Genomic DNA, 19,287 nt, shown 5'->3' with positions numbered 1-19,287 from the left:
ACGCGGTCAGACGGACGCGGGCTCGGGGGACGCGGCCGGCTCCGTCCTGCGTGTGTGCCGGCGCAGTGGGTCGAGGAGGCGTTCGGCCGCGGTGAGCGCGGCCTGGACGAGCAGGGCGAGGACGGCGACGAGCAGCGCGCCCGCGACGACCTGCGTGGTGTCGTAGTTGCCGAGCCCCGCGGTGATCAGCCGTCCGAGCCCGCCGCCCCCCGGCAGCGCGGCGAGCGTCGCCGTGGCGACGAGCTGGACGGCGGCCGTCTGCACGCCCGTCGCGATCAGCGGGAAGGCGAGCGGGAGTTCGACCTGCCGGAGGAGCTGCCAGCCCGTCATCCCCATGCCGCGCGCCGCCTCCACCACCTCGCGGTCGGCCTCGCGCACACCGGTGTACGCGTTGGTCAGCAGCGGCGGCAGCGCGAAGAGGACGAGCGCGACGATCGTCGCCGACTCGCCCCACTGCCCCAGCGGGCCCATGCTCAGCAGCACCAGCACGGCGAACGTCGGCACCGCGCGCCCCGCGCCCGCGAGGTTCACGGCGAGCGCGCCCCCGCGGCCGACGTGCCCGAGCCAGAGCGCCGGAGGCAGCGCGAGCGCGCAGGAGATCACGAGGCAGATCCCCGTCAACCAGGCGTGCTCGCCGAGCCGTTGGAGCACCCCGCCGGCGCCCGTCCAGTGCTCGGGTGAGGTGAGCCACTGCCACACCTCGGGGACGACGTCCATCGCTCAGCCCGCCTTTCCGGCCGCCCGCCGACGGCGCGTCCAGGGCGTCAGCGCGCGCTGAAGCCAGAGGAGGAGCAGGTCGGCGGCGACGGCGAGGACGACGCAGAGCGCCGAGGCGGTGAGCACCTGCGACTTGAAGTAGCTCTCCATGCCGTCGTAGATGAGGTTGCCGAGCCCGCCGTACCCGACGGTCGCGCCGACCGTCGCGAGCGAGACGGCGGTGACGGTCGCGATCCGCACCCCGGCGAGGAGCGCGGGCAGCGCCAGCGGAAGCTCGACCTCCCACAGCAGCCGCACGGGTCCGTACCCCATGCCGCGTGCCGCCTCGGTCGCCTCGGCGGGCACGGACTCCAGGCCCGCGAGGACGTTGCGCACCAGCACCGTCAGCGAATAGAGCGCGAGCCCCGTGACGACGACCGCGGCCGAGAGCCCGAAGAAGGGGAGCAGCAGCGCGAACATCGCGAGCGAGGGGATCGTGTAGAGCACGGTGGTGAGCCCGAGCGCCGGCCCTCTGGCGAGGCGCCACCGACGCGCAGCGAGGGCGAGCGGCACGGCGAGGAGCAGCGCGAGGCCGACGGCGGCCGCGGTGATCCAGACGTGCTCGGCCGTGGCGGCTGCGAGTTCGCCGCCACGTGTGCGGACGTACTCGCCGCAGAACCACGCGTTGGTGGCGAGGCAGTCCGTCGTCTCTCCGGCCGAGGTCAGGGCCGGTCCGGTCTCGGTCAGCACGCCGTCACCTCCCGCTCGGCGTCCCAGGGACCCTACCCGCGATCCGGTAATGCGTGCGATTCTTCGGCAGCTTCGGGGAGACTTGTGGCGGCGGCGTACACGCCGCAGCAACCGGCAGCCACAAGGACGCAGATGATCCGCTTCGACAACGTCACCAAGCGCTACCCGGACGGGACGCTCGCCGTCGAGGACCTCTCCTTCGAGGTGGCCCAGGGCGAGTTGGTCACCCTCGTCGGGCCCTCGGGATGCGGGAAGACGACGACCCTGAAGATGGTCAACCGCCTGGAGGAGCCCACGGCGGGGCGCATCCTCGTCGACGGAGAGGACATCGCGGCCGTCGAGCCCGTGCGCCTGCGGCTGCGGATCGGATACGTCATCCAGCAGGCCGGGCTCTTCCCGCACCGGACGGTCCTGGAGAACACCGCGACCGTTCCGCATCTGCTCGGCTGGCCGAAGAAGCGGCAGCGCGAGCGCGCCCGCGAACTCCTCGACCTCGTGGGCCTCGACCCGTCGGAGTACGGCGACCGCTTCCCCGACCAGCTCAGCGGCGGGCAGCGGCAGCGGGTCGGGGTCGCGCGGGCGCTCGCCGCCGACCCGCCCGTACTCCTCATGGACGAGCCCTTCGGCGCCGTCGACCCGGTGGTGCGCGAGCGGCTCCAGGAGGAGTTTCTCCGCCTCCACTCCACGCTCGACAAGACGGTGCTCTTCGTCACACACGACATCGAGGAGGCGGTGCGCCTCGGTGCCCGGATGGCCGTCTTCGGCGACCACCGGATCGAGCAACTCGACACCCCGGCAAAGGTGCTGGGCGCGCCGGCCAACGACCGGGTGGCCGACTTCGTCGGCGCCGACCGCGGGCTGAAGCGGCTCTCCGTCACGCCCGTCGAGCGCAGCGACCTGGAGCGGCCGCCCGTCGTCCACCTCCAGGACCGCCTCGACAAGGCCGACGAGCGGATGCGCACCGCCGCCGCGCGCTGGGCCGTCGTCCTCGACGACGCCGACGAGCTCCACGGCTGGGTCTCGGCGCCCGCCGTGCACGCGGCCTGCGAGGGCGGCGGCGGCGACCTCGGCACGGTGCGCGAGCACGCACGGCGCATGGAGGCGTGGCTCCGCCTCGGCTCCACGCTCAAGCACGCGTTCAGCACCATGCTCCAGTACGACGCGGGGTGGGTCGCCGTCCTCGACGACGCCGACCGCTTCATCGGCGTCCTCACCCCCGCCGGGCTCCACGAGGCGCTGCGCCGCTCCGTCGATGCCGACGAACGGCAGGTCCCGCGGACCGAGGCGGCGGCCTGCGGGGTGCCGGACGCCTGACTCAGGCCAGCGGGTCGTGCGTCTCCACCGGGCAGACGAGCCAGCCGAAGTCGCCGAGTCCGCCCTGCTCCGTGAGTTCGGCCGCCTCGCCCGCCGCGGCCAACTCCCTCACGTAGCGCGCCGGGTCGTCCGCGGCGAGCGAGAGCGGTGGGCGGGTGCCGCGGACGCCGAGCGTGTGCAGCGCCTCGCGCTGGCTGCGCAGCAGTGCGGGCCCGGGTACGGCGGCGGCGCACGCGTCGAGCGCGACGTGCGCCGTCAGGTCGCAGGTGCCGTCGGCGACGGGCCGTACCTCGCGGCCGTCGCGGAAGCCGGTGAGCGTCGCGAACGGCGGCCGGTCGGCGCGCTCGTGGCCGTAGTCGACGGCGACGGCGACGCCGGCGGCGAGCGTCTCGACGGCCGCGGCCCAGGCGGTGTCGCGCGGCTCCCCGATCTCGGCCCGGGCGCCCGGCTCCGGCTCCGGCGGCCACCACCGCGCCAGCCACGCGGCGTCGTCTGCGTCGAGCCGGCCGCCGAGGCGTTCGGCGCCCGAGCGGTCGGTGAGGACGTAGCGGAGGGCGCCCTCGGAGTCGACCTCCGCCACGTCGAGCGGCACGTTGTCGAGCCACTCGTTGGCGAAGAGCAGCCCCCGCACGGTGCGGTGCCCCGGCAGCGCCTCCGCCCACTCGATCCGCGCGTCGAGCCCGGCCGGGCGCTCCGCGCGCTCCACCGCGACGGGACGCAGCCGCTTCGCCAACTCCTCGGGGACGGCGGCGAGCAGACCGGTGAGGAGCTCGCCGCGGCCGGCCCCCATGTCGACGCACTCCAACCCGTCGGGGCGCCCCAGGGCTTCGTCGACGCGGCGCAGCAACTCCGCGACGGCGCGGGCGAAGAGCGGCGACGCATGAACGGAGGTGCGGAAGTGGTCGCCCGGCGCCTGCCCCGTGTAGAAGCCGCCAGGGCCGTAGAGCGCCTCGACGGCGGCGTCGCGCCAGCCTCTGAACTCGGTGTGCACGCGCACACGCTAGCGGGAGGCGGCCTCCACCTTGGGGAGTAGTCACGGGGCCGCGGATCGGCCGTCGGGCTGACCCGGTCGGCGTGGCCGGCTCCATACGCTGGATACCGTGAGCCGCATCTACGACTTCCTCCGCAGACACCCCATGTGGGTGGACGGCTTCTGGGCGCTGCTTCTGCTGGGGATCTCGGCGCTCTACCTCTTCGCGGGGCAGGTGGTCCAGGGGGACACGGACCTGCCCTCGGGGCTCGTCGACGGCCTCACGTTCGTGCCGATCGCCCTCGCGCTCTCCGCCGCCGTGGCGCTCCGCAGGAAGCTGCCCGAGCAGATGCTGCTCCTCGCGACGGGTGCCGGGGTGGCGCAGCTCGTCGCCGATGTGACGGTCTACCCGGGCGACTTCGCGCTGCTGGTGATCATCTTCACCGTCGCCTCGCGGGGAGCGCGGTGGGCCTCCCGGTTCGCGCTCGTGGGCGCCGTCGCCGCGCCTTCGCTCTCCGCGGTGCGATGGCCGACGGAGGGGCAGGACCCCTCGGGCGCGGTCTTCGGCACGATCTTCATGACGGTCACCTTCGTCCTCGCCTGGGTGCTCGGCGACTCCCTGCGCACCAGACGCGCGTACTACGCGGAGCTGGAGGAGCGCGCCACTCGCCTGGAGCGGGAGCGGGAGGCCCGCGCCAAGGTCGCCGTCGCCGCCGAACGCGCCCGGATAGCACGGGAGTTGCACGACGTCGTGGCGCACAACGTCTCCGTGATGGTGGTGCAGGCCGACGGCGCGGCGTACGTCCTCGACAGCGCGCCCGAGCAGACGCGGGGCGCGCTGGAGACGATCTCCGGCACCGGACGCCAGGCGCTCGCCGAGATGCGCCGCCTCCTCGGCGTCCTCCGCACGGGGCAGGACCCGGACGGCGACGCGGCGGCCTACGTGCCGCAGCCCGGCGTCGAGCAGCTCGCCGAACTCGTCGAGCAGGTGCGGAGCGCGGGGCTCACCGTCGACTTCCGCATCGAGGGGTCCCCCAGGGCGCTGCCGAGCGGCGTCGAGCTGACCGCGTACCGCGTCGTCCAGGAGGCGCTCACCAACAGCCGGAAGCACGGCGGGGACCAGGTGGGTGCGAAGGTACTCCTGAAGTACGGGGAGCGGGAGCTGACGCTGCTCGCCGAGGACGACGGCAGCGGCGAGGACCGCCGGCTCCACGAAGGCGGCGCCGACGGGCTCGGCCACGGGCTCATCGGGATGCGCGAGCGCGTCGACATGGTCGGCGGCAGCCTCCAGGCGGGGCCGCGCCCGGGGGGCGGGTTCCGGATAAGCGCCGTACTGCCACTCCCCGAAGCCGCGGAGGCGGCGCCGGCCCAACGACGGAGGAACCGATGACGATCCGAACCATGCTCGTCGACGACCAGATGCTGCTGCGCGCCGGATTCCGGATGGTGCTGGCGGCGCAGCCGGACATGGAGGTGACCGCGGAGGCGGGCGACGGCGGCGAGGCGCTGGAGCTGCTCCGCTCGACGGCGGTCGACGTCATCCTCATGGACGTCCGCATGCCGGGGATCGACGGGGTGGAGGCGACGCGGCGGATCTGCGAGGGCGGCGAAGGCGGCCCCGGCGACCCGAAGGTCCTCATCCTCACCACCTTCGACCTCGACGAGTACGCCTTCTCCGCGCTGAAGTCGGGCGCCGCGGGCTTCATGCTCAAGGACGTCCCGCCGACCGACCTCCTGCAGGCGATCCGCGCCGTCCACAGCGGCGACGCCGTCGTCGCGCCCAGCACCACGCGGCGGCTGATAGACCGCTTCTCCGAAGTGCTTCCCGCCGCCAAGACCGAGCCGGAGACGGGCGTCCTCGCCAGGCTCACGGAGCGCGAGCGCGAGGTGCTCGGGCTCGTCGCACGCGGGATGTCGAACGGGGAGATCGCGACCCGCCTCGTGCTCTCGGAGGCGACGGTGAAGACGCACGTCGGCCGCATCCTCACCAAGCTCGACCTGCGCGACCGCGTCCAGGCGGTGGTCCTCGCGTACGAGCTCGGCGTGGTGCGCGCCTCGGGGTCCTGAGGCGCCCGTCAGCGCAGCACTGTCTCCAGGAAGTCGCCGCCGAGCCGCGCCACCACCGGGATGTCGAGCTGGTACTTGACGTACCGGCCCTGCCGCTCGACGGTCACGAGGCCGGCCTTGCGGAGCACGGCCAGGTGGCGGGAGACCTCGGGTGCGCTGAGCGCGTACACCTCGGCTAGCTCGCCCGTCGTGTGCGGGGAGCGCGAGAGGCTGCGGCACATCCGCATCCGGACGGGGTGCGCCAGCGCCTCCATGCGCAGCGCGAACTGCTCGACGGAGGCGGGGGTCTGCTGCCGGGGCTGCGGCGGTGCCACCGGGTAGTGGACGACGGGGCGCCAGCGGGGGCGGTGGAGCACCATCAGGTGGGGCCAGTTGAAGGTGGTCGGCACGAAGGTGAGACCGGTGCCGCGGGTGTCGGTCTCGGCGTCGGCGAGCTTGTCGATCTCCAGGCGGGTGCCGCTCTCGTCGAGCGAGAGCGCGGGGGAGATGTCGGTGAGGGCCGCGCGCATGCCGTGGTGGAGGAGGAGGTCGCGCTTGCGGCGCGCGTCGGCGCTGAGGCGGGGGCCGACCTGGGTCCAGATGTCGGCGAAGAACGCCTCGTCGCACTCCTCGAAGAGGCGGCGCATCCAGCGCCGCATCCGCGGCGGGTCGTCGATCAGCCGCCTGGTGAAGTCGAGTTGCTCCCGGCCGCGCGCGGCGGCGAGAGCCAGCGCCTGCTCGCGGAGGCCCTCGTCGTGGAGCGGGGAGCGCGGGCTGAGGCTGTCGTACTCGGAGAGGCAGGTGAACTCCAGCGCGACGGTGACGTACTCCTCGTCGTCGAGCTTGTCGAGCAGGTCGAGGTCCTCGGCGAGGGTCTCGCCGGGGCGGCCCTCGGCCTCCGGCCGGGCGGCGAAGCCCAGCAGCAGGTCGGAGAAGGTGGCGCCCCAGAGCAGCTCCGTGCAGCAGAGGCGGTCGGCGAGGTCGGCAGGGGTGCGCGCCGAGATGTCCGCCGCCCAGGAACCGGCGCCCGGGTGGTGCGCCGGTGCCGCCAACGTGTGCAGCACCGTGCCGAGTTCGGCGAGCGGGGAGGGGCGGAAGACGGTCCGCTCCGGGCTCAGGTCGGCGAGGTGCACGGTGATGCTCATCCCGTCATGATGCGCAGGTCGCGGCTGCTGCGGCACGTCGTTTGACCGCGGGCGTCAATCGGTGCCTGCGCCGCGGGCCGATTGACGCCGCCGGGGAATCCGCGGGCCCCGGGGTCGAGTACGGCGGGACCTTCGACGGCATGACAGTCACCCAGCAGTACGCGATCGACCTGTACCGACTCGGCCGTACCGTGCCGCCCGCGCCCGGCACCGTCGAAGCCCGCCGGCTGGGCGCGTGGTGGCGCCGTCGGCGTGCGGCGGCGCGGTCCCGGGCGGGGAGGCGCCCGGCCGGTTAGTGCCCCGGCGGAGCGGGACGAAGTGCCGCAGCAGCGCGGGGGGTTCGGCACCCGCGATCGGTTCGGCGAGCCCTCGCAGGCGGAGCGCGCGACAACCTCACGCCCCCCGGACGCCTCGCCGGTCTCTTCGTCCACGGTGAGGACCGCAGCACCGGAGTCCCGCGGGGCGACGCGCTCCGTCAGTCGGATGTGCTCCGCGTCGCGGTGCTGTTCCCCGTGACCCCTGCCACCAGAAGGGTGGCCAGGCGGGCGGCGTCGTAGCGGGGGTCGTCGTCGCCGCCGATGCAGAGGTTGCCGATGCCGCGCATGAGCATGTATCCGGACACCCGCCCGGAGGCCCCCGGTTCGAGCGCGGCGTCGAGCAGGGCGTCGCACACCGGGACGAGCCGGTCGACGAAGTACTGATGGAGGGTGTTCACGCCCTCCGTGTCGGACCCGAGCGCATCGGCGAGCCCGTGTTTGGTCACGAGGAAGTCGACGAAGCCGGCCGCCCACCGTTGGAGGGCGACTCCGGGGTCGCCGGACTCGCGCAGGAGCGCAGGGCCTGCTTCGGCCAGCGCTTCCACCTGGTGCTGATAGACCGCCGCCACCAGTGCGGGACGCGTGGGGAAGTGGCGGTAGATCGTCCCCATGCCCACCCCGGCGCGTGCGGCGATCAGCCGCACAGGCGCATCCACACCGTCCGTCACGAAGACAGCGGCGGCGGCCTCGAGCAGGGCCTGTTCGTTGCGCCTGGCGTCGACGCGCTTCGCGCGGGGCGTCGGGCCGTCCGGGCCGGGAGTCGTCATGGGGAACCTTCGTCGAGACTTGCTAAGCGGAGCACTGCTCCGTATTGTTTCGGAACGGCGCTCCGCTTCTATTGTGCTCGGCGGGTGCCCCGAACGCAAAGGACGAGTGATCTCCATGAGTGGTACTCCCCCAACGACCGACACCCCGATCGTCCATGCCCTCGACGACATCGTCGGCGCCGGCGGCCCGGTCGTCTCGGTCGCCCCGGCGCGCCTCGACGCGCCAGGCCGAGCGCTCCCGCTCGACGTGCGCGTCTCCGCCCCCGTGACCGGACACGACCTGCCGGTGCTGCTGTTCTCGCACGGCAACGGATGGTCGCTCGACGGATACGCACCCCTGACGGCCTTCTGGGCGTCTCGCGGGTTCGTCGTCGTCCAGCCGACGCACCTGGACTCCCGTCGCGACGGCATCGGGTTCGACCACCCCGGATTCGGCCGGGTCTGGACCGAGCGGCACGCCGACCTCGTGCGGACCATGGACCAGTCGGAGACGATCGAACGCGCCGTGCCGGGCCTTGCGGGGCGGGTCGATCGTGACCGCGTCGTCGCAGCCGGACACTCCTGGGGCGCCCAGACCGTGCAGATGCTGCTCGGCGCCCGCGTTCTCGACAGCACGGGCGAGGCCGGCCAGGGCTACGCGGACCGACGCGTGCGGGCCGGCGTGCTGCTGGCCGCGACCGGGATCGGGGGCGAGGAGCTGCACCCGTTCGCCCAGGAGCACTTCCCGTTCATGAACCCCTCGTTCGCCGAGCTGACCACGCCCGCACTCGTGGTGGCCGGCGACCACGACCAGTCGAAGATGTCGAGCCGCGGCCCGGACTGGTTCACCGACGCCTACGTCCACAGCCCGGGCGCCACCGACCTGCTGACCCTGTTCGACGCCGAGCACTCCCTGGGCGGCATCCCGAATTGGGAAGCCGCCGAGACCACCGACGAGAACCCGGAGCGGGTCGCGGTACTGCAGCGACTGACCACCGCCTACCTGCGCAGCGCGCTGGACCCGGCCGATTCCGGATGGGCGAAGGCCACCGCGGCACTGGCTGAGACCGGTGCGGCACTCGGCCGCATCGACAGCAAGTAGTCCGGAGCAGGTAGCCCCCGGAAGTTCCACCGTGCCCGCCTGGACCATCGCGGCAGCCTCCGCCGCTGCTCGATCAGGTCGCGGTGAGGGCATGGCGGGCCGGGGCGTCCGTGCAAACGTCCGGACCGGGTGCCGGCCTGAAGGCGTACCCCAACCCCGCCATTCGCCGGCCCGTTCGAGGAGGCGGTCGGGGCAGCCCGCGGTCCGGCGGCGGCGTGACGGCGTGCGGCGGGGTGGGGGAGTGCGCGACGCGGGCATCGCGCGGCAGCACAGTGGTGGCGTCGGCGAGGGAGGCGTCGAGCCGCTCAACGCGTCCGCGACTCCGCAGAGGCGTACGCGGTCGGCGTATCCGCTCGCAAGTGCGCGGCCGTCCTCCAGGTCAAGGGCGTGGAGGACGGTCCCTTCCGCCGTCACCAGCAGCGGCTGGGGCGCCGTCTCCGCCGTGTGGCAGCCGCAGAGGTACTCGACGCTGGACGGGCGGAAGACGACGAGCCCGTCGAGCCGCCCCTCCGCCGTCCGGCCCGCAACTCGGCGCGGCGTGCCTCGAACTCGGCGTCGTCGAAGGGCGGTCGCTCGGCGGCGCGCACGGCTGCTGCCCGCTCGGCGGCGAGCCGGGGCGGGCCCTGCGCGTTGCCGAGGTCCGCGAGGACGGGCCGCCGCTGCGGTGTGCTGCCCGTGCGATCCCTCTCCGCGGAGACCCGTGCACGTCCCTTGCACGCTCCTGCACGGTTTCCTTCAGCGCCGGTCGATGCAGCCCCGCTGCAACAGGCTGCGGACGCTGCACGACTTCGCACGCTGCGGCACGGCCACACGGGCAGCCGCCGTCCTGCACTGCCCGCCGCGTCGTGCTCCTGCGGCGCACGGCGACGCGTGCACGCCCCTCGTAAGAGGCTTTTCTCCAGGCCGAGTTGGAGACGGCCGCGGCCTCCGGCCGAACCGACGAACCCGTCCCACCAGCGACGACGCACGTGCCTTCCGGCTGAGCAGGCCGCTGGTCCCGAATCACGGCCCTCTTCCGCGCCGGCGCCAGGCATTAGCATGGCCGAGGAACGTCCGGTACCCGGCCCCAGGGACCGGAACGCAGACGGAAGGCCCCCGGTGAACCCTGCCGAGCACACCCCGCACCCGCCAGAACCCGCGCCCTCGCCCCGCGCGCAGGACAGACCCGCCCGCCTGTCGGTCGGCGTCGTCGGCGCAGGGCGGGTCGGGCCGGTCCTCGCCGCCGCCCTGGCGATGGCCGGGCACCGCACCGTCGCCGCCTCTGGCGTCTCCGAGGCGTCCCGCAGGCGCGCGGCCGAGCACCTCCCGGACGTGCCGCTCGTCGAGCCCGCCGAGGTGCTCGCGCGCTCCGAACTCGTCCTGCTCACCGTCCCCGACGACGCCCTCCCCGGCCTCGTCGCCGGCCTCGCGGAGACCGGCGCCGTCCGTGCGGGACAGCTCCTGGTGCACACCTCCGGCCGGTACGGAACCGCCGTGCTCGACCCGGCCACCCGTGCCGGCGCCCTGCCGCTCGCGCTCCACCCCGCCATGACCTTCACGGGGACCGCCGTCGACGTGCACCGCCTCGCCGGCTGCTCGTTCGGCGTGACGGCGCCCGAGGAGCTCAGGCTCGCGGCCGAGGCGCTGGTGATCGAGATGGGCGGCGAGCCCGAGTGGATCGAGGAGGCGTCGCGGCCGCTGTACCACGCGGCGCTCGCCGTGGGTGCCAACCACCTCGTCACGCTCGTCGCCGAGTCGATGGACCTGCTGCGCTCCGCCGGAGTGCAGGCGCCCGAGCGGATGCTGGGGCCGCTCCTCTCCGCCGCGCTCGACAACTCGCTCCGCTCCGGCGACGCGGCGCTGACCGGACCCGTCGCCAGGGGTGACGCGGGCACCGTCTCGGCGCACGTCGCCGAGCTGCGCAAGCACGCGCCGCAGAGCGTCTCCGGCTACCTCGCCATGGCCCGCGCCACGGCGGACCGCGCGCTCGCACACGGGCTGCTGAAGCCGGAGCTCGCCGAGGACCTCCTCGACGTCCTCTCCGGCCCCGCCGACAGTCGCTCGCGCAGGGCGAAAGGCGACGCCCAACGACCCGAGGACGACGACGAGTCGGGAGACGACCGATGAGCGGAACACCCCTGTTGGTCGGCACCGCGGACGAGCTGCGCGCGGAGCCCGGCGCCCCGCGCACCGAGCGCGCCGTCGTCATGACGATGGGCGCGCTCCACGAGGGCCACGCGGCGTTGATCCGCGCCGCGAGAGAACGCGTCGGCCCGCAGGGGCGCGTGGTCGTGACCGTCTTCGTCAACCCGCTCCAGTTCGGCCCGGGCGAGGACCTCGACCGCTATCCGCGCACCCTCGAAGCCGACCTGCGGCTCGCGGCCGAGCACGGAGCCGACACCGTCTTCGCCCCCTCGGCCGACGAGGTCTACCCGAGCGGGACCCCGGAGGTCGGGCTCTCGGCCGGAGTGATGGGCGAGCGCCTCGAAGGCGCCTCGCGGCCCGGCCACTTCGACGGGATGCTCACCGTCGTCGCGAAGATGCTCCACCTCACCGCCCCCGACCTCGCCTTCTTCGGCGAGAAGGACGCGCAGCAACTCGCCCTCGTGCAGCGCATGGTCGCCGACCTCGACTTCCCCGTGCGGATCGTCGGCGTCCCCACGGTGCGCGAGCCCGACGGCCTCGCGCTCTCCAGCCGCAACCGCTACCTCTCGCCCGCCGAGCGCCGGTCGGCGCTCGCCCTCTCCGCCGCGCTCGACGCGGGCACCGCGGCGGTGGCGAAGGGGCCCGACGCCGTGCGCGCGGCGGCCCGCACGGTCCTCGCAGCCGCCGAGCCCGAGGTCGCGACGGACTACCTCGCGCTCGTCGACCCGGCCGACTTCACCGAAGCGGAAGGCGACCACCGCGGCGAGGCGGTGCTCGCCGTCGCCGCACGCGTGGGCACGACCCGCCTCATCGACAACGTCCGCCTCCCCCTCGGCGACGCGGCGGGCGGCCCCCGGTGACCGCCGGCGCTCCGCCGCTCGCGGCCCCGGCGCCCGGCTGGACGGTGGAGGCCGACGTCGTCGTCGTCGGCTCGGGCGTCGCCGGGCTCACGGCGGCGCTCCACTGCGCCGACACCGGCCTGCGCACCGTCGTCGTCACCAAGGCGAGGCTCGACGACGGCTCGACGCGCTGGGCGCAGGGCGGCATCGCAGCCGCGCTCGGCGAGGGCGACACCCTCGAAGAGCACCTCGAGGACACCCTCGTCGCCGGAGCCGGGCTCTGCGCCGAGGAAGCGGTCCGCGTCCTCGTCACCGAAGGCCCGGACGCCGTACGCCGGTTGATCGCGGCGGGCGCCCGCTTCGACGCCGAGCACGGCGCCCTCGCGCTCACCCGCGAGGGCGGCCACCACAGGCGCCGCATCGCGCACGCCGGAGGCGACGCCACCGGCGCGGAGATCTCCCGCGCCCTCGTCGCCGCCGTCCGCTCGCGCGCCGGGCTGCGCACCGTCGAGGGCGCCCTCGTCCTCGACCTCCTCAAGGACACCGAGGGCCGCGCCGCGGGCGTCACCCTGCACGTCATGGGGGAGGGCGAGCACGACGGCGTCGGCGCGGTGCGGGCACCGGCCGTGGTCCTCGCCACCGGAGGGATGGGCCAGGTCTTCGCGGCGACGACCAACCCGCCCGTCTCGACGGGCGACGGCGTCGCGCTCGCGCTCCGTGCCGGAGCAGAGGTCTCCGACCTGGAGTTCGTCCAGTTCCACCCGACCGTCCTCTACCTCGGCCCCGACGCCGAGGGACAGCAGCCGCTCATCTCCGAGGCGGTGCGCGGCGAGGGCGCGCACCTCGTCGACGCCGGCGGCGCCAGGTTCATGGCGGGGGCGCACCCGCTCGCCGAACTCGCCCCCAGGGACGTCGTCGCGAAGGCGATCACCCGCACCGCGGCCGCCCACGGCACCGACCACATGTTCCTCGACGGCCGCCACTTCGGCGCCGCGATGTGGAAGAACCGCTTCCCCACGATCCTCGCCGCCTGCCGCGCCCACGGCCTCGACCCCGTCACCGAGCCGGTCCCGGTGGCGCCCGCCGCGCACTACGCGAGCGGCGGCGTCCGCACCGACCTCCACGGCCGCACCACCGTCCCCGGTCTCTACGCCTGCGGCGAGACGGCCTGCACGGGCGTGCACGGCGCCAACCGCCTCGCCTCCAACTCCCTGTTGGAGGGCCTCGTCTTCGCCGAGCGCATCGCGGCCGAGGTCGCCGCCGACGCGCACACCCGGACCGCGGCCGAGCAGCTCCCCGCGCCCCGCGCCGTCGAGCACACCCGGCTGCTGCCGCCCGAGTCCCGCGGCGCCGTGCAGCGCCTCATGACGCGCGGCGCCGGCGTCCTGCGCTCGGCGCCCGGGCTCGCGGCAGCGGCGGCGGAGCTCGCCGGGCTCCGCGAGGCTCCCGAGGCGGCGAAGGCCCCGGCCGCGTCGGTCGAGAGCTGGGAGGCGACCAACCTCCACCTGGTGGCGACGGCCCTCGTCGCCGCGGCGGGCGCCCGCGAGGAGACCCGCGGCTGCCACTGGCGCGAGGACCGCCCCGACGCGGACCCGGCCTGGCGCCGCCACCTGGTCGTCTCGTTGGACACCCCGCCCCCCGCCGCACCGCGCGCCGGGCGCAGTAGGGTCGAGGCGCCCGAGAGCCGCCCGGAGTTGAGGACCACCGGGTCGACGGCTTTCCCGGGCACCGTCCAGGAGCCGCCCGCGAGCAGCCGCGGACCGCGCAGAACGACCGAGGAGAGACCGTGACCAGCCCCACCCAGGACTCCTCCCAGGAGCGCCGTCCCGAGCCCGTCGATGTCCCGCTCCTCCAGATCGGCGGCCCGGCGGCGGGCGCCGACGGCTGCGGCGACTCCTGCGGCTGCGGCGGCCACGAGGGCGCGGGCCTCGACCCGATCGACTGCGGCCTCGACCCCGACCTCGCCGCCCTCCTCGCCGAGGCGGGCCTCGACCCCGTCCAGGTCGAGGACGTCGCGCACCTCGCGATCGAGGAGGACCTCGACAACGGCGTCGACGTCACCACCGTCGCCACCGTCCCTGAGGACGCCTTCGCCGTCGCGGACTTCACCGCCCGCGAGGCCGGCACCGTCGCGGGGCTGCGGGTCGCGGAGGCGGTCCTCTCGGTCGTGTGCACCGACGAGTTCGAGGTCGAGCGGCACGTCGAGGACGGCGCCCGCGTCGAGCGGGGACAGCCGCTGCTCACCGTCCGCACCCGCACCCGCGACCTGCTCACGGGCGAGCGGAGCGCCCTCAACCTCCTGTGCCGCCTCTCCGGCATCGCGACCGCGACCCGCGCCTGGTCCGACGCGCTGGAGGGCACGCGCACCAAGGTCCGCGACAGCCGCAAGACGACGCCGGGCCTGCGCGCACTGGAGAAGTACGCGGTGCGCTGCGGCGGCGGCGAGAACCACCGGATGTCGCTCTCGGACGCCGCGCTCGTCAAGGACAACCACGTCGTGGCGGCCGGCGGCGTCGCCGAGGCGTTCGCGCGGGTGCGCACCGAGTTCCCCGGCGTCCCCATCGAGGTGGAGGTCGACGAACTCGCCCAACTCGAGCCGGTGTTGGCGGCCGGCGCCGATCTGGTGCTGCTCGACAACTTCACCCCGGCCGAGACGGCGGAGGCCGTCCGCCTCGTCGCGGGCCGCTGCCGTCTGGAGTCCTCCGGGCGCCTCACCCTCGCGGGCGCCGCCGAGTACGCGGCCGCAGGCGTCGACTACCTCGCCGTGGGCGCCCTCACCCACTCGTCGCCGATCCTCGACATCGGCCTCGACCTGCGCCCCGCGGGCGCGTTCGCCGAAGACGACTGACGGAGCGACGAAGACCGCATGCTGCTCACCATCGACGTAGGCAACACCCACACCGTCCTCGGGCTCTTCGACGGCGAGGAGATCGTCGAGCACTGGCGCATCTCGACCGATCCGCGCCGCACCGCCGACGAGTTGGCCGTGCTGCTCCAGGGGCTCATGGCCATGCATCCGCTGCTCGGCGAGGAGCTCGGCGACAACATCGAGGGCATCGCGATCTGCTCGACGGTCCCCGCCGTCCTCCACGAGCTGCGCGAGGTCACCAGGCGCTACTACGGCGACATCCCCGCGATCCTCGTCGAGCCGGGCGTGAAGACGGGCGTCCCGATCCTCATGGACAACCCGAAGGAGGTCGGCGCCGACCGGATCATCAACGCGCTGGCGGCCGTCGAGCTCTACCGCGGCCCGTGCGTCGTCGTCGACTTCGGCACGGCGACCACCTTCGACGCCGTCTCCGCGCGAGGCGAGTACGTGGGCGGCGTGATCGCCCCCGGCATCGAGATCTCGGTCGACGCGCTCGGCGTACGCGGCGCGCAGCTCCGCAAGATCGAACTCGCCCGCCCCCGGAGCGTGATCGGCAAGAACACCGTCGAGGCGATGCAGTCCGGCATTCTCTACGGCTTCGCGGGCCAGGTCGACGGCGTCGTCAACCGGATGGCGGCGGAGCTCGCCGACGACCCGGACGACGTCACGGTGATCGCTACCGGCGGCCTCAGCCCGATGGTCCTCGGCGAGGCGACCGTGATCGACGAGCACGAGCCCTGGCTGACGCTGATCGGCCTGCGGCTCGTCTACGAGCGGAACGTCTCCCGCGTCTGACCCCGCCGACCCGACCCCGCGGACACGCCCCTCGGCCGTCCGCGGGGAGGTCCGGGCTGCCCGCGTCACCGATCGCCACGCCCGAAAGCAACTTTAAGTCCCTTTTTTCGCTTCTGGACTTATCGTCTGGCCATGCCCACGCCCTACGGTTCCCGCGGCGGCATGGCGTTCAGCGCAGAGGAACTGCGCGTACTGCGGAGCGCCCTCGCCCTCGCCCTGAAGGCCGATCCCGTCGCCGCCGACGCGCACGGCTGCGTGCGGCTCGCCGACGCCGTCGAGGAGGCCGTCAGCGAGTCCCGGCGGCTGCGCTCCTTCCTCCTCGCCGACCTCGCCCGCTACCGTGAGGCGCTCCCCGGGGCCGCCGCCGGCTACCTCGCCGAACTCGAAGAGGCCCTCACGGCCGGCTACCTCCCGCGCCCCGACGATCTCGCGGCGCTGCGTTCCCTCTGCGCCGAGGCGGCGGGGCCGCAGGAGCGCGCCCGCCGCGAGGCGCTCCTGCTCCGCTGCGAGCGCATCGCCGACCTCGCCGTCCGCACCCGTCTCCCCTCGCTGCCCAGGGGGCGCAGCGCGCCGTCGCCCGAGACGCCGCGCATCCCCGCCCCCGCCCGCCCGGCGCACGAGCCCCACGCTCTCCCCGCCGACGCCCCGCAGCCCCGACTCGCCCCCGAGCCCGACTCCACGGAGCCCCTCGCCCCGCCGGACACCGCATCGCCTGCCCCCGCCCCCGAGGGCCCCGAGCTGGACGCGGCGCCCGAGGAGAACGGCGACCAGGAGACACCCCCGGACGAGGGCGCCCCGGCCGAGCCCCCGTCCGAGGAGCCCGAGCCCCAGCACGCTCCCGGCCGCGAGGAGACCGAGCCCCCGTCCGCGCACCCGGTCCAGCCCGTGCCCACCCCGGCCGAGGTCTTCCCTCCGCGCCGCCCCGGCCCGACGACGCAGGCCCACCCGACCCCGGCCGCGACGGCCTGACCCGGCCCCCTTCCGGCGTCCGGGGCGTACGGAAGGGGGCCAGGGGCCCCGCGCTAGGGTGGTGCCCCGACCGTCTAGGAGGCCCGGAGCCATGGACTACATCGCCGCACTCACACCGCCGTTCGTGATGGCGGTCGCCTTCACCGCCCTCATCGTGACGATCGTGAAGAGCCAGGGCGGAGCCAACAAGGCGAAGGAGGACGGCGCGGTCGACGCCGCCCTCGCCAGCGCCGAGGCCGTGCAGCAGTCGCAGTCCGGGAGCCCCGCGCAGCAGCGCTGACCTGCTTCCGCCCGAGCGGAGGTGGGTTACGCGCCCCCCGATGCAGGCCGGAAAACCCTCCGTATCAGGACATCTCCCACTACCATTCACACGTGCCTCGGCCACTGGGAGAGTTGGAAGACGCCGTCATGACGCGGATCTGGCGGTGGAATCGTCCCGTCACGGTCCGGGAAGTCCTCGAGGACCTCGAATCGGAACGCACCATCGCCTACACGACGGTGATGACCGTAATGGACAACCTGCATCAGAAGGGCTGGGTCCGTCGGCACCAGCAAGGCCGCGCCTATAGGTACGAACCCATCTCCACGCGTGCCGCCTACTCGGCCGCGCTGATGAAGGAGGCGTGGTCGGCGAGCGACAACCCGGCGGCCGCTCTCGTCGACTTCTTCGGCATGATGTCGCCGGAACAGGTCGGAGTACTCAGGGACGCACTCCGCGTCGTCCAGTTGAACGGCGTGCGCGTGGACGAGCCGAGAGAGGGCCCGCCTTCCGCCGAACCAGCGGAACGGCCTTCCGACTCCCAACTCCCTTCCGACGGCAACGAGTCGGATCTCCCGGAGACCGGCACTTCTCGGAGTTCGCCAGGACCTCGGAGCGCGGAACCCCCGGCTTCGGGCGCCGGCGGTTCCGAGCGATAGCGTCCGTTGCATGTCCGCAGCCGATCCGCATAGCGAAACCACCGTGCGCAGGGCGCGGACCGCCGATGTCCCCGCGATGCACGACCTCATCGACGCGTACACCCGCGAGCGCATCCTGCTCGGGAAACAGTGGGTCACGCTTTACGAGGACATCCAGGAGTTCTGGGTGGCCGAGCGCGACCACGACGGAAGGATCGTCGGGTGCGGCGCCCTCCACGTCATGTGGGAGGACCTCGCCGAGGTCAGGACGCTCGCGGTCGCCCGCGACCAGCGCGGCACGGGTATCGGGCACCAGGTGCTCGACAAGCTCGTCAGGACCGCGCGCTGGATCGGCGTGCGGCGCATTTTCTGCCTCACCTTCGAAGTCGACTTCTTCGCCCGGCACGGCTTCGCCGAGATCGGCGAGACGCCCGTCGACGGCGATGTCTACAGCGAGCTGCTCCGTTCCTATGACGAGGGAGTGGCGGAGTTCCTGGATCTCGAACGGGTGAAGCCGAACACCCTGGGCAACAGCCGCATGCTGCTGTATCTGTGAACCGTCGGGACTTCTCTCCCGCGCCGAACACGGCGGCGCGAAGGCGGGGTTCGGGGATCGCGTCCGAACAAGACGCGATCCCTTTGACGCGACCTCTCACGGGATGCGCGGCGAACCGTCGCCACGTCGGTGAAGAGGGCGTCGCTATGTCCGAAAGGTCCGTCAATCATGAGCAGGTCGGCGGCAAACTCGGTCCGGGGTTTGTGTTTTACCGGGAAAAGCGGTTTGCTTTCGTCGTCAGTATCAGTATTCAGTTATCGACGAATGGGAGTAACCGGTGGCGCAGAAGGTCCAGGTACTTCTTCTCGACGACCTCGAGGGCGGAGAGGCCGACGAGACAGTGACGTTTGCACTCGACGGCAAGTCCTACGAGATCGACCTCACGTCGGCGAACGCGGAGAAGCTGCGCGGTCTGCTCGAGCCGTACGTCAAGAGCGGGCGCCGCACCGGCGGGCGCTCGGCACGCGGCAAGGGCCGCGCGTCGGGTGGCAGCTCCCCGGACACCGCGAAGATCCGCGCGTGGGCGAAGGAGCAGGGGTACGACGTCAACGACCGCGGTCGGGTGCCGGCCGGCATCCGCGAGGCGTACGAGAAGGCCACGAGCTGAACAGCGGAGCGGCCGGCAGCCCCGGCCGCGACGAGCCGGGCGCGCACGACGCGTCGCCGCCCGGCGGCCGCACCGGGCCGACTCCGCGGCCCGGCCGCAGCGCCGGTGCATAAGGCGGACCAAAGCGGCTCCCTCGGGCCCGCGCCGGGCGGGCGGCTCACCGGGGCCAGCCCCGGGTGCGCCGCCGGCCGGCCCCGCCTCACTCTGCGCGACGGCGCCAGGGCCCGTGCGGCCGGCTTCGGCGCCGAGCACCGGTTCCGGAGCGTGACGCCCGCCAGTGCGCGCCGCTCCGTCCTGCCCTGCCGAGGTCCTTCGCCGGGGCCCGCCAACGCCGTGGTGGTGACGCTCAGTTGGGCGCTCACGTCACACTGTGCTTCCTGCGCCTCTCCTGGGCGCGCAACCCTGTTCGCCGTCAGCGGATGTGCTGCCCCGCGTACGCCCCCGTCGGCATGGACTGTGCGTGTTCGGGGGTAAGAGCCCCGACAGGAGAGGAAGAGCGGCGCGTGACGGCTCGGACACGGCGATCGCAGCGCTCCGCCCCAGGT

General features: G+C 73.9%; 20 protein-coding genes and 1 pseudogene. 15 read left to right on the top strand and 6 right to left on the bottom strand.

What is annotated here, in order from left to right; genetic code table 11:
* Positions 1 to 6 precede the first annotated feature (6 nt).
* The gene (locus tag UWG_RS0126885; RefSeq protein ID WP_016910292.1) at positions 7 to 717 is read right to left on the bottom strand and encodes an ABC transporter permease; all 711 of its coding nucleotides are present in this window, start codon (positions 715 to 717) and stop codon (positions 7 to 9) included.
* Positions 718 to 720: 3 nt separating this feature from the next.
* Positions 721 to 1,446 (bottom strand): ABC transporter permease, encoded by a 726-nt coding sequence (locus UWG_RS0126880; RefSeq protein WP_016910291.1) that lies wholly within the window; start codon positions 1,444 to 1,446, stop codon positions 721 to 723.
* A gap of 132 nt (positions 1,447 to 1,578) precedes the next feature.
* On the opposite strand from UWG_RS0126880, the gene UWG_RS0126875 reads away from it, so the two are divergent.
* Positions 1,579 to 2,760 (top strand): ABC transporter ATP-binding protein, encoded by a 1,182-nt coding sequence (locus tag UWG_RS0126875; protein ID WP_016910290.1) that lies wholly within the window; start codon positions 1,579 to 1,581, stop codon positions 2,758 to 2,760.
* 1 nt (position 2,761) lies between these two features.
* Here UWG_RS0126875 and UWG_RS0126870 read toward each other — a convergent pair whose 3' ends face one another.
* Positions 2,762 to 3,757 (bottom strand): SAM-dependent methyltransferase, encoded by a 996-nt coding sequence (locus tag UWG_RS0126870; protein WP_016910289.1) that lies wholly within the window; start codon positions 3,755 to 3,757, stop codon positions 2,762 to 2,764.
* Positions 3,758 to 3,860: 103 nt separating this feature from the next.
* Between UWG_RS0126870 and UWG_RS0126865 the strand changes: the two genes are divergently transcribed.
* A complete protein-coding gene (locus UWG_RS0126865; RefSeq protein ID WP_016910288.1) occupies positions 3,861 to 5,120 on the top strand; it encodes a sensor histidine kinase in 1,260 nt (419 codons plus the stop codon).
* Positions 5,117 to 5,797: a response regulator gene (locus tag UWG_RS0126860; protein WP_016910287.1), complete on the top strand. Its 681-nt coding sequence runs from the start codon at positions 5,117 to 5,119 to the stop codon at positions 5,795 to 5,797. Before UWG_RS0126865 ends, UWG_RS0126860 begins: the two co-directional genes overlap by 4 nt.
* Before the next feature lie 8 nt (positions 5,798 to 5,805).
* Here the strand turns inward: UWG_RS0126860 and UWG_RS0126855 are convergent, their stop codons facing one another.
* Positions 5,806 to 6,921, bottom strand: a complete 1,116-nt coding sequence (locus tag UWG_RS0126855) for a DUF5937 family protein (protein ID WP_016910286.1) — start codon at positions 6,919 to 6,921, stop codon at positions 5,806 to 5,808.
* 140 nt (positions 6,922 to 7,061) lie between these two features.
* Between UWG_RS0126855 and UWG_RS33210 the strand changes: the two genes are divergently transcribed.
* Positions 7,062 to 7,217: a hypothetical protein gene (locus UWG_RS33210; RefSeq protein ID WP_157838604.1), complete on the top strand. Its 156-nt coding sequence runs from the start codon at positions 7,062 to 7,064 to the stop codon at positions 7,215 to 7,217.
* 179 nt (positions 7,218 to 7,396) lie between these two features.
* Here the strand turns inward: UWG_RS33210 and UWG_RS0126850 are convergent, their stop codons facing one another.
* Complete coding sequence (locus UWG_RS0126850; RefSeq protein ID WP_016910285.1) at positions 7,397 to 8,005, bottom strand: TetR/AcrR family transcriptional regulator; 609 nt, start codon at positions 8,003 to 8,005, stop codon at positions 7,397 to 7,399.
* Between the two features lie 115 nt (positions 8,006 to 8,120).
* Here UWG_RS0126850 and UWG_RS0126845 point away from each other — a divergent pair, with 115 nt between their 5' ends.
* Complete coding sequence (locus tag UWG_RS0126845; protein WP_016910284.1) at positions 8,121 to 9,086, top strand: alpha/beta hydrolase family protein; 966 nt, start codon at positions 8,121 to 8,123, stop codon at positions 9,084 to 9,086.
* Between the two features lie 390 nt (positions 9,087 to 9,476).
* On the opposite strand, the pseudogene UWG_RS34350 reads toward UWG_RS0126845, so the two are convergent.
* Positions 9,477 to 9,803: pseudogene (locus tag UWG_RS34350) on the bottom strand (hypothetical protein); the annotation flags it as partial.
* A 381-nt stretch (positions 9,804 to 10,184) separates the two neighbouring features.
* On the opposite strand from UWG_RS34350, the gene UWG_RS0126840 reads away from it, so the two are divergent.
* The 10 genes from UWG_RS0126840 (at position 10,185) to UWG_RS0126795 (ending at position 18,742) form a co-directional block, all read left to right on the top strand.
* Positions 10,185 to 11,192 (top strand): Rossmann-like and DUF2520 domain-containing protein, encoded by a 1,008-nt coding sequence (locus UWG_RS0126840; RefSeq protein ID WP_016910283.1) that lies wholly within the window; start codon positions 10,185 to 10,187, stop codon positions 11,190 to 11,192.
* Entirely contained in the window at positions 11,189 to 12,070 is an 882-nt protein-coding gene (gene panC, locus UWG_RS0126835; RefSeq protein ID WP_029391805.1) for a pantoate--beta-alanine ligase, read from the top strand. Before UWG_RS0126840 ends, panC begins: the two co-directional genes overlap by 4 nt.
* The gene (locus UWG_RS0126830; protein ID WP_016910281.1) at positions 12,067 to 13,839 is read left to right on the top strand and encodes an L-aspartate oxidase; all 1,773 of its coding nucleotides are present in this window, start codon (positions 12,067 to 12,069) and stop codon (positions 13,837 to 13,839) included. Before panC ends, UWG_RS0126830 begins: the two co-directional genes overlap by 4 nt.
* On the top strand, positions 13,836 to 14,897 hold the full coding sequence (gene nadC, locus UWG_RS0126825; RefSeq protein ID WP_016910280.1) for a carboxylating nicotinate-nucleotide diphosphorylase: 1,062 nt from the start codon (positions 13,836 to 13,838) through the stop codon (positions 14,895 to 14,897). Before UWG_RS0126830 ends, nadC begins: the two co-directional genes overlap by 4 nt.
* 18 nt (positions 14,898 to 14,915) lie before the next feature.
* Complete coding sequence (locus UWG_RS0126820) at positions 14,916 to 15,713, top strand: type III pantothenate kinase (RefSeq protein ID WP_016910279.1); 798 nt, start codon at positions 14,916 to 14,918, stop codon at positions 15,711 to 15,713.
* A 132-nt stretch (positions 15,714 to 15,845) separates the two neighbouring features.
* Positions 15,846 to 16,682 carry a hypothetical protein gene (locus UWG_RS0126815; protein ID WP_016910278.1) on the top strand — a complete coding sequence of 279 codons (837 nt, stop codon included), beginning with the start codon at positions 15,846 to 15,848 and terminating at the stop codon, positions 16,680 to 16,682.
* A gap of 91 nt (positions 16,683 to 16,773) precedes the next feature.
* On the top strand, positions 16,774 to 16,962 hold the full coding sequence (locus UWG_RS0126810; RefSeq protein ID WP_016910277.1) for a hypothetical protein: 189 nt from the start codon (positions 16,774 to 16,776) through the stop codon (positions 16,960 to 16,962).
* 128 nt (positions 16,963 to 17,090) lie between these two features.
* Entirely contained in the window at positions 17,091 to 17,600 is a 510-nt protein-coding gene (locus UWG_RS0126805; protein WP_016910276.1) for a BlaI/MecI/CopY family transcriptional regulator, read from the top strand.
* Between the two features lie 10 nt (positions 17,601 to 17,610).
* Positions 17,611 to 18,135, top strand: a complete 525-nt coding sequence (locus tag UWG_RS0126800) for an amino-acid N-acetyltransferase (RefSeq protein ID WP_033196399.1) — start codon at positions 17,611 to 17,613, stop codon at positions 18,133 to 18,135.
* A gap of 277 nt (positions 18,136 to 18,412) precedes the next feature.
* The gene (locus tag UWG_RS0126795) at positions 18,413 to 18,742 is read left to right on the top strand and encodes a histone-like nucleoid-structuring protein Lsr2 (RefSeq protein ID WP_016910274.1); all 330 of its coding nucleotides are present in this window, start codon (positions 18,413 to 18,415) and stop codon (positions 18,740 to 18,742) included.
* The last annotated feature ends 545 nt before the right edge of the window (positions 18,743 to 19,287 follow it).

Origin of the sequence: Streptomyces xiaopingdaonensis (assembly GCF_000262345.1) — a bacterium.
Classification (GTDB): domain Bacteria; phylum Actinomycetota; class Actinomycetes; order Streptomycetales; family Streptomycetaceae; genus Streptomyces; species Streptomyces xiaopingdaonensis.
Note: the sequence above shows the minus strand (reverse complement) of the source record. Positions and strands in the feature narration are given on the sequence as shown.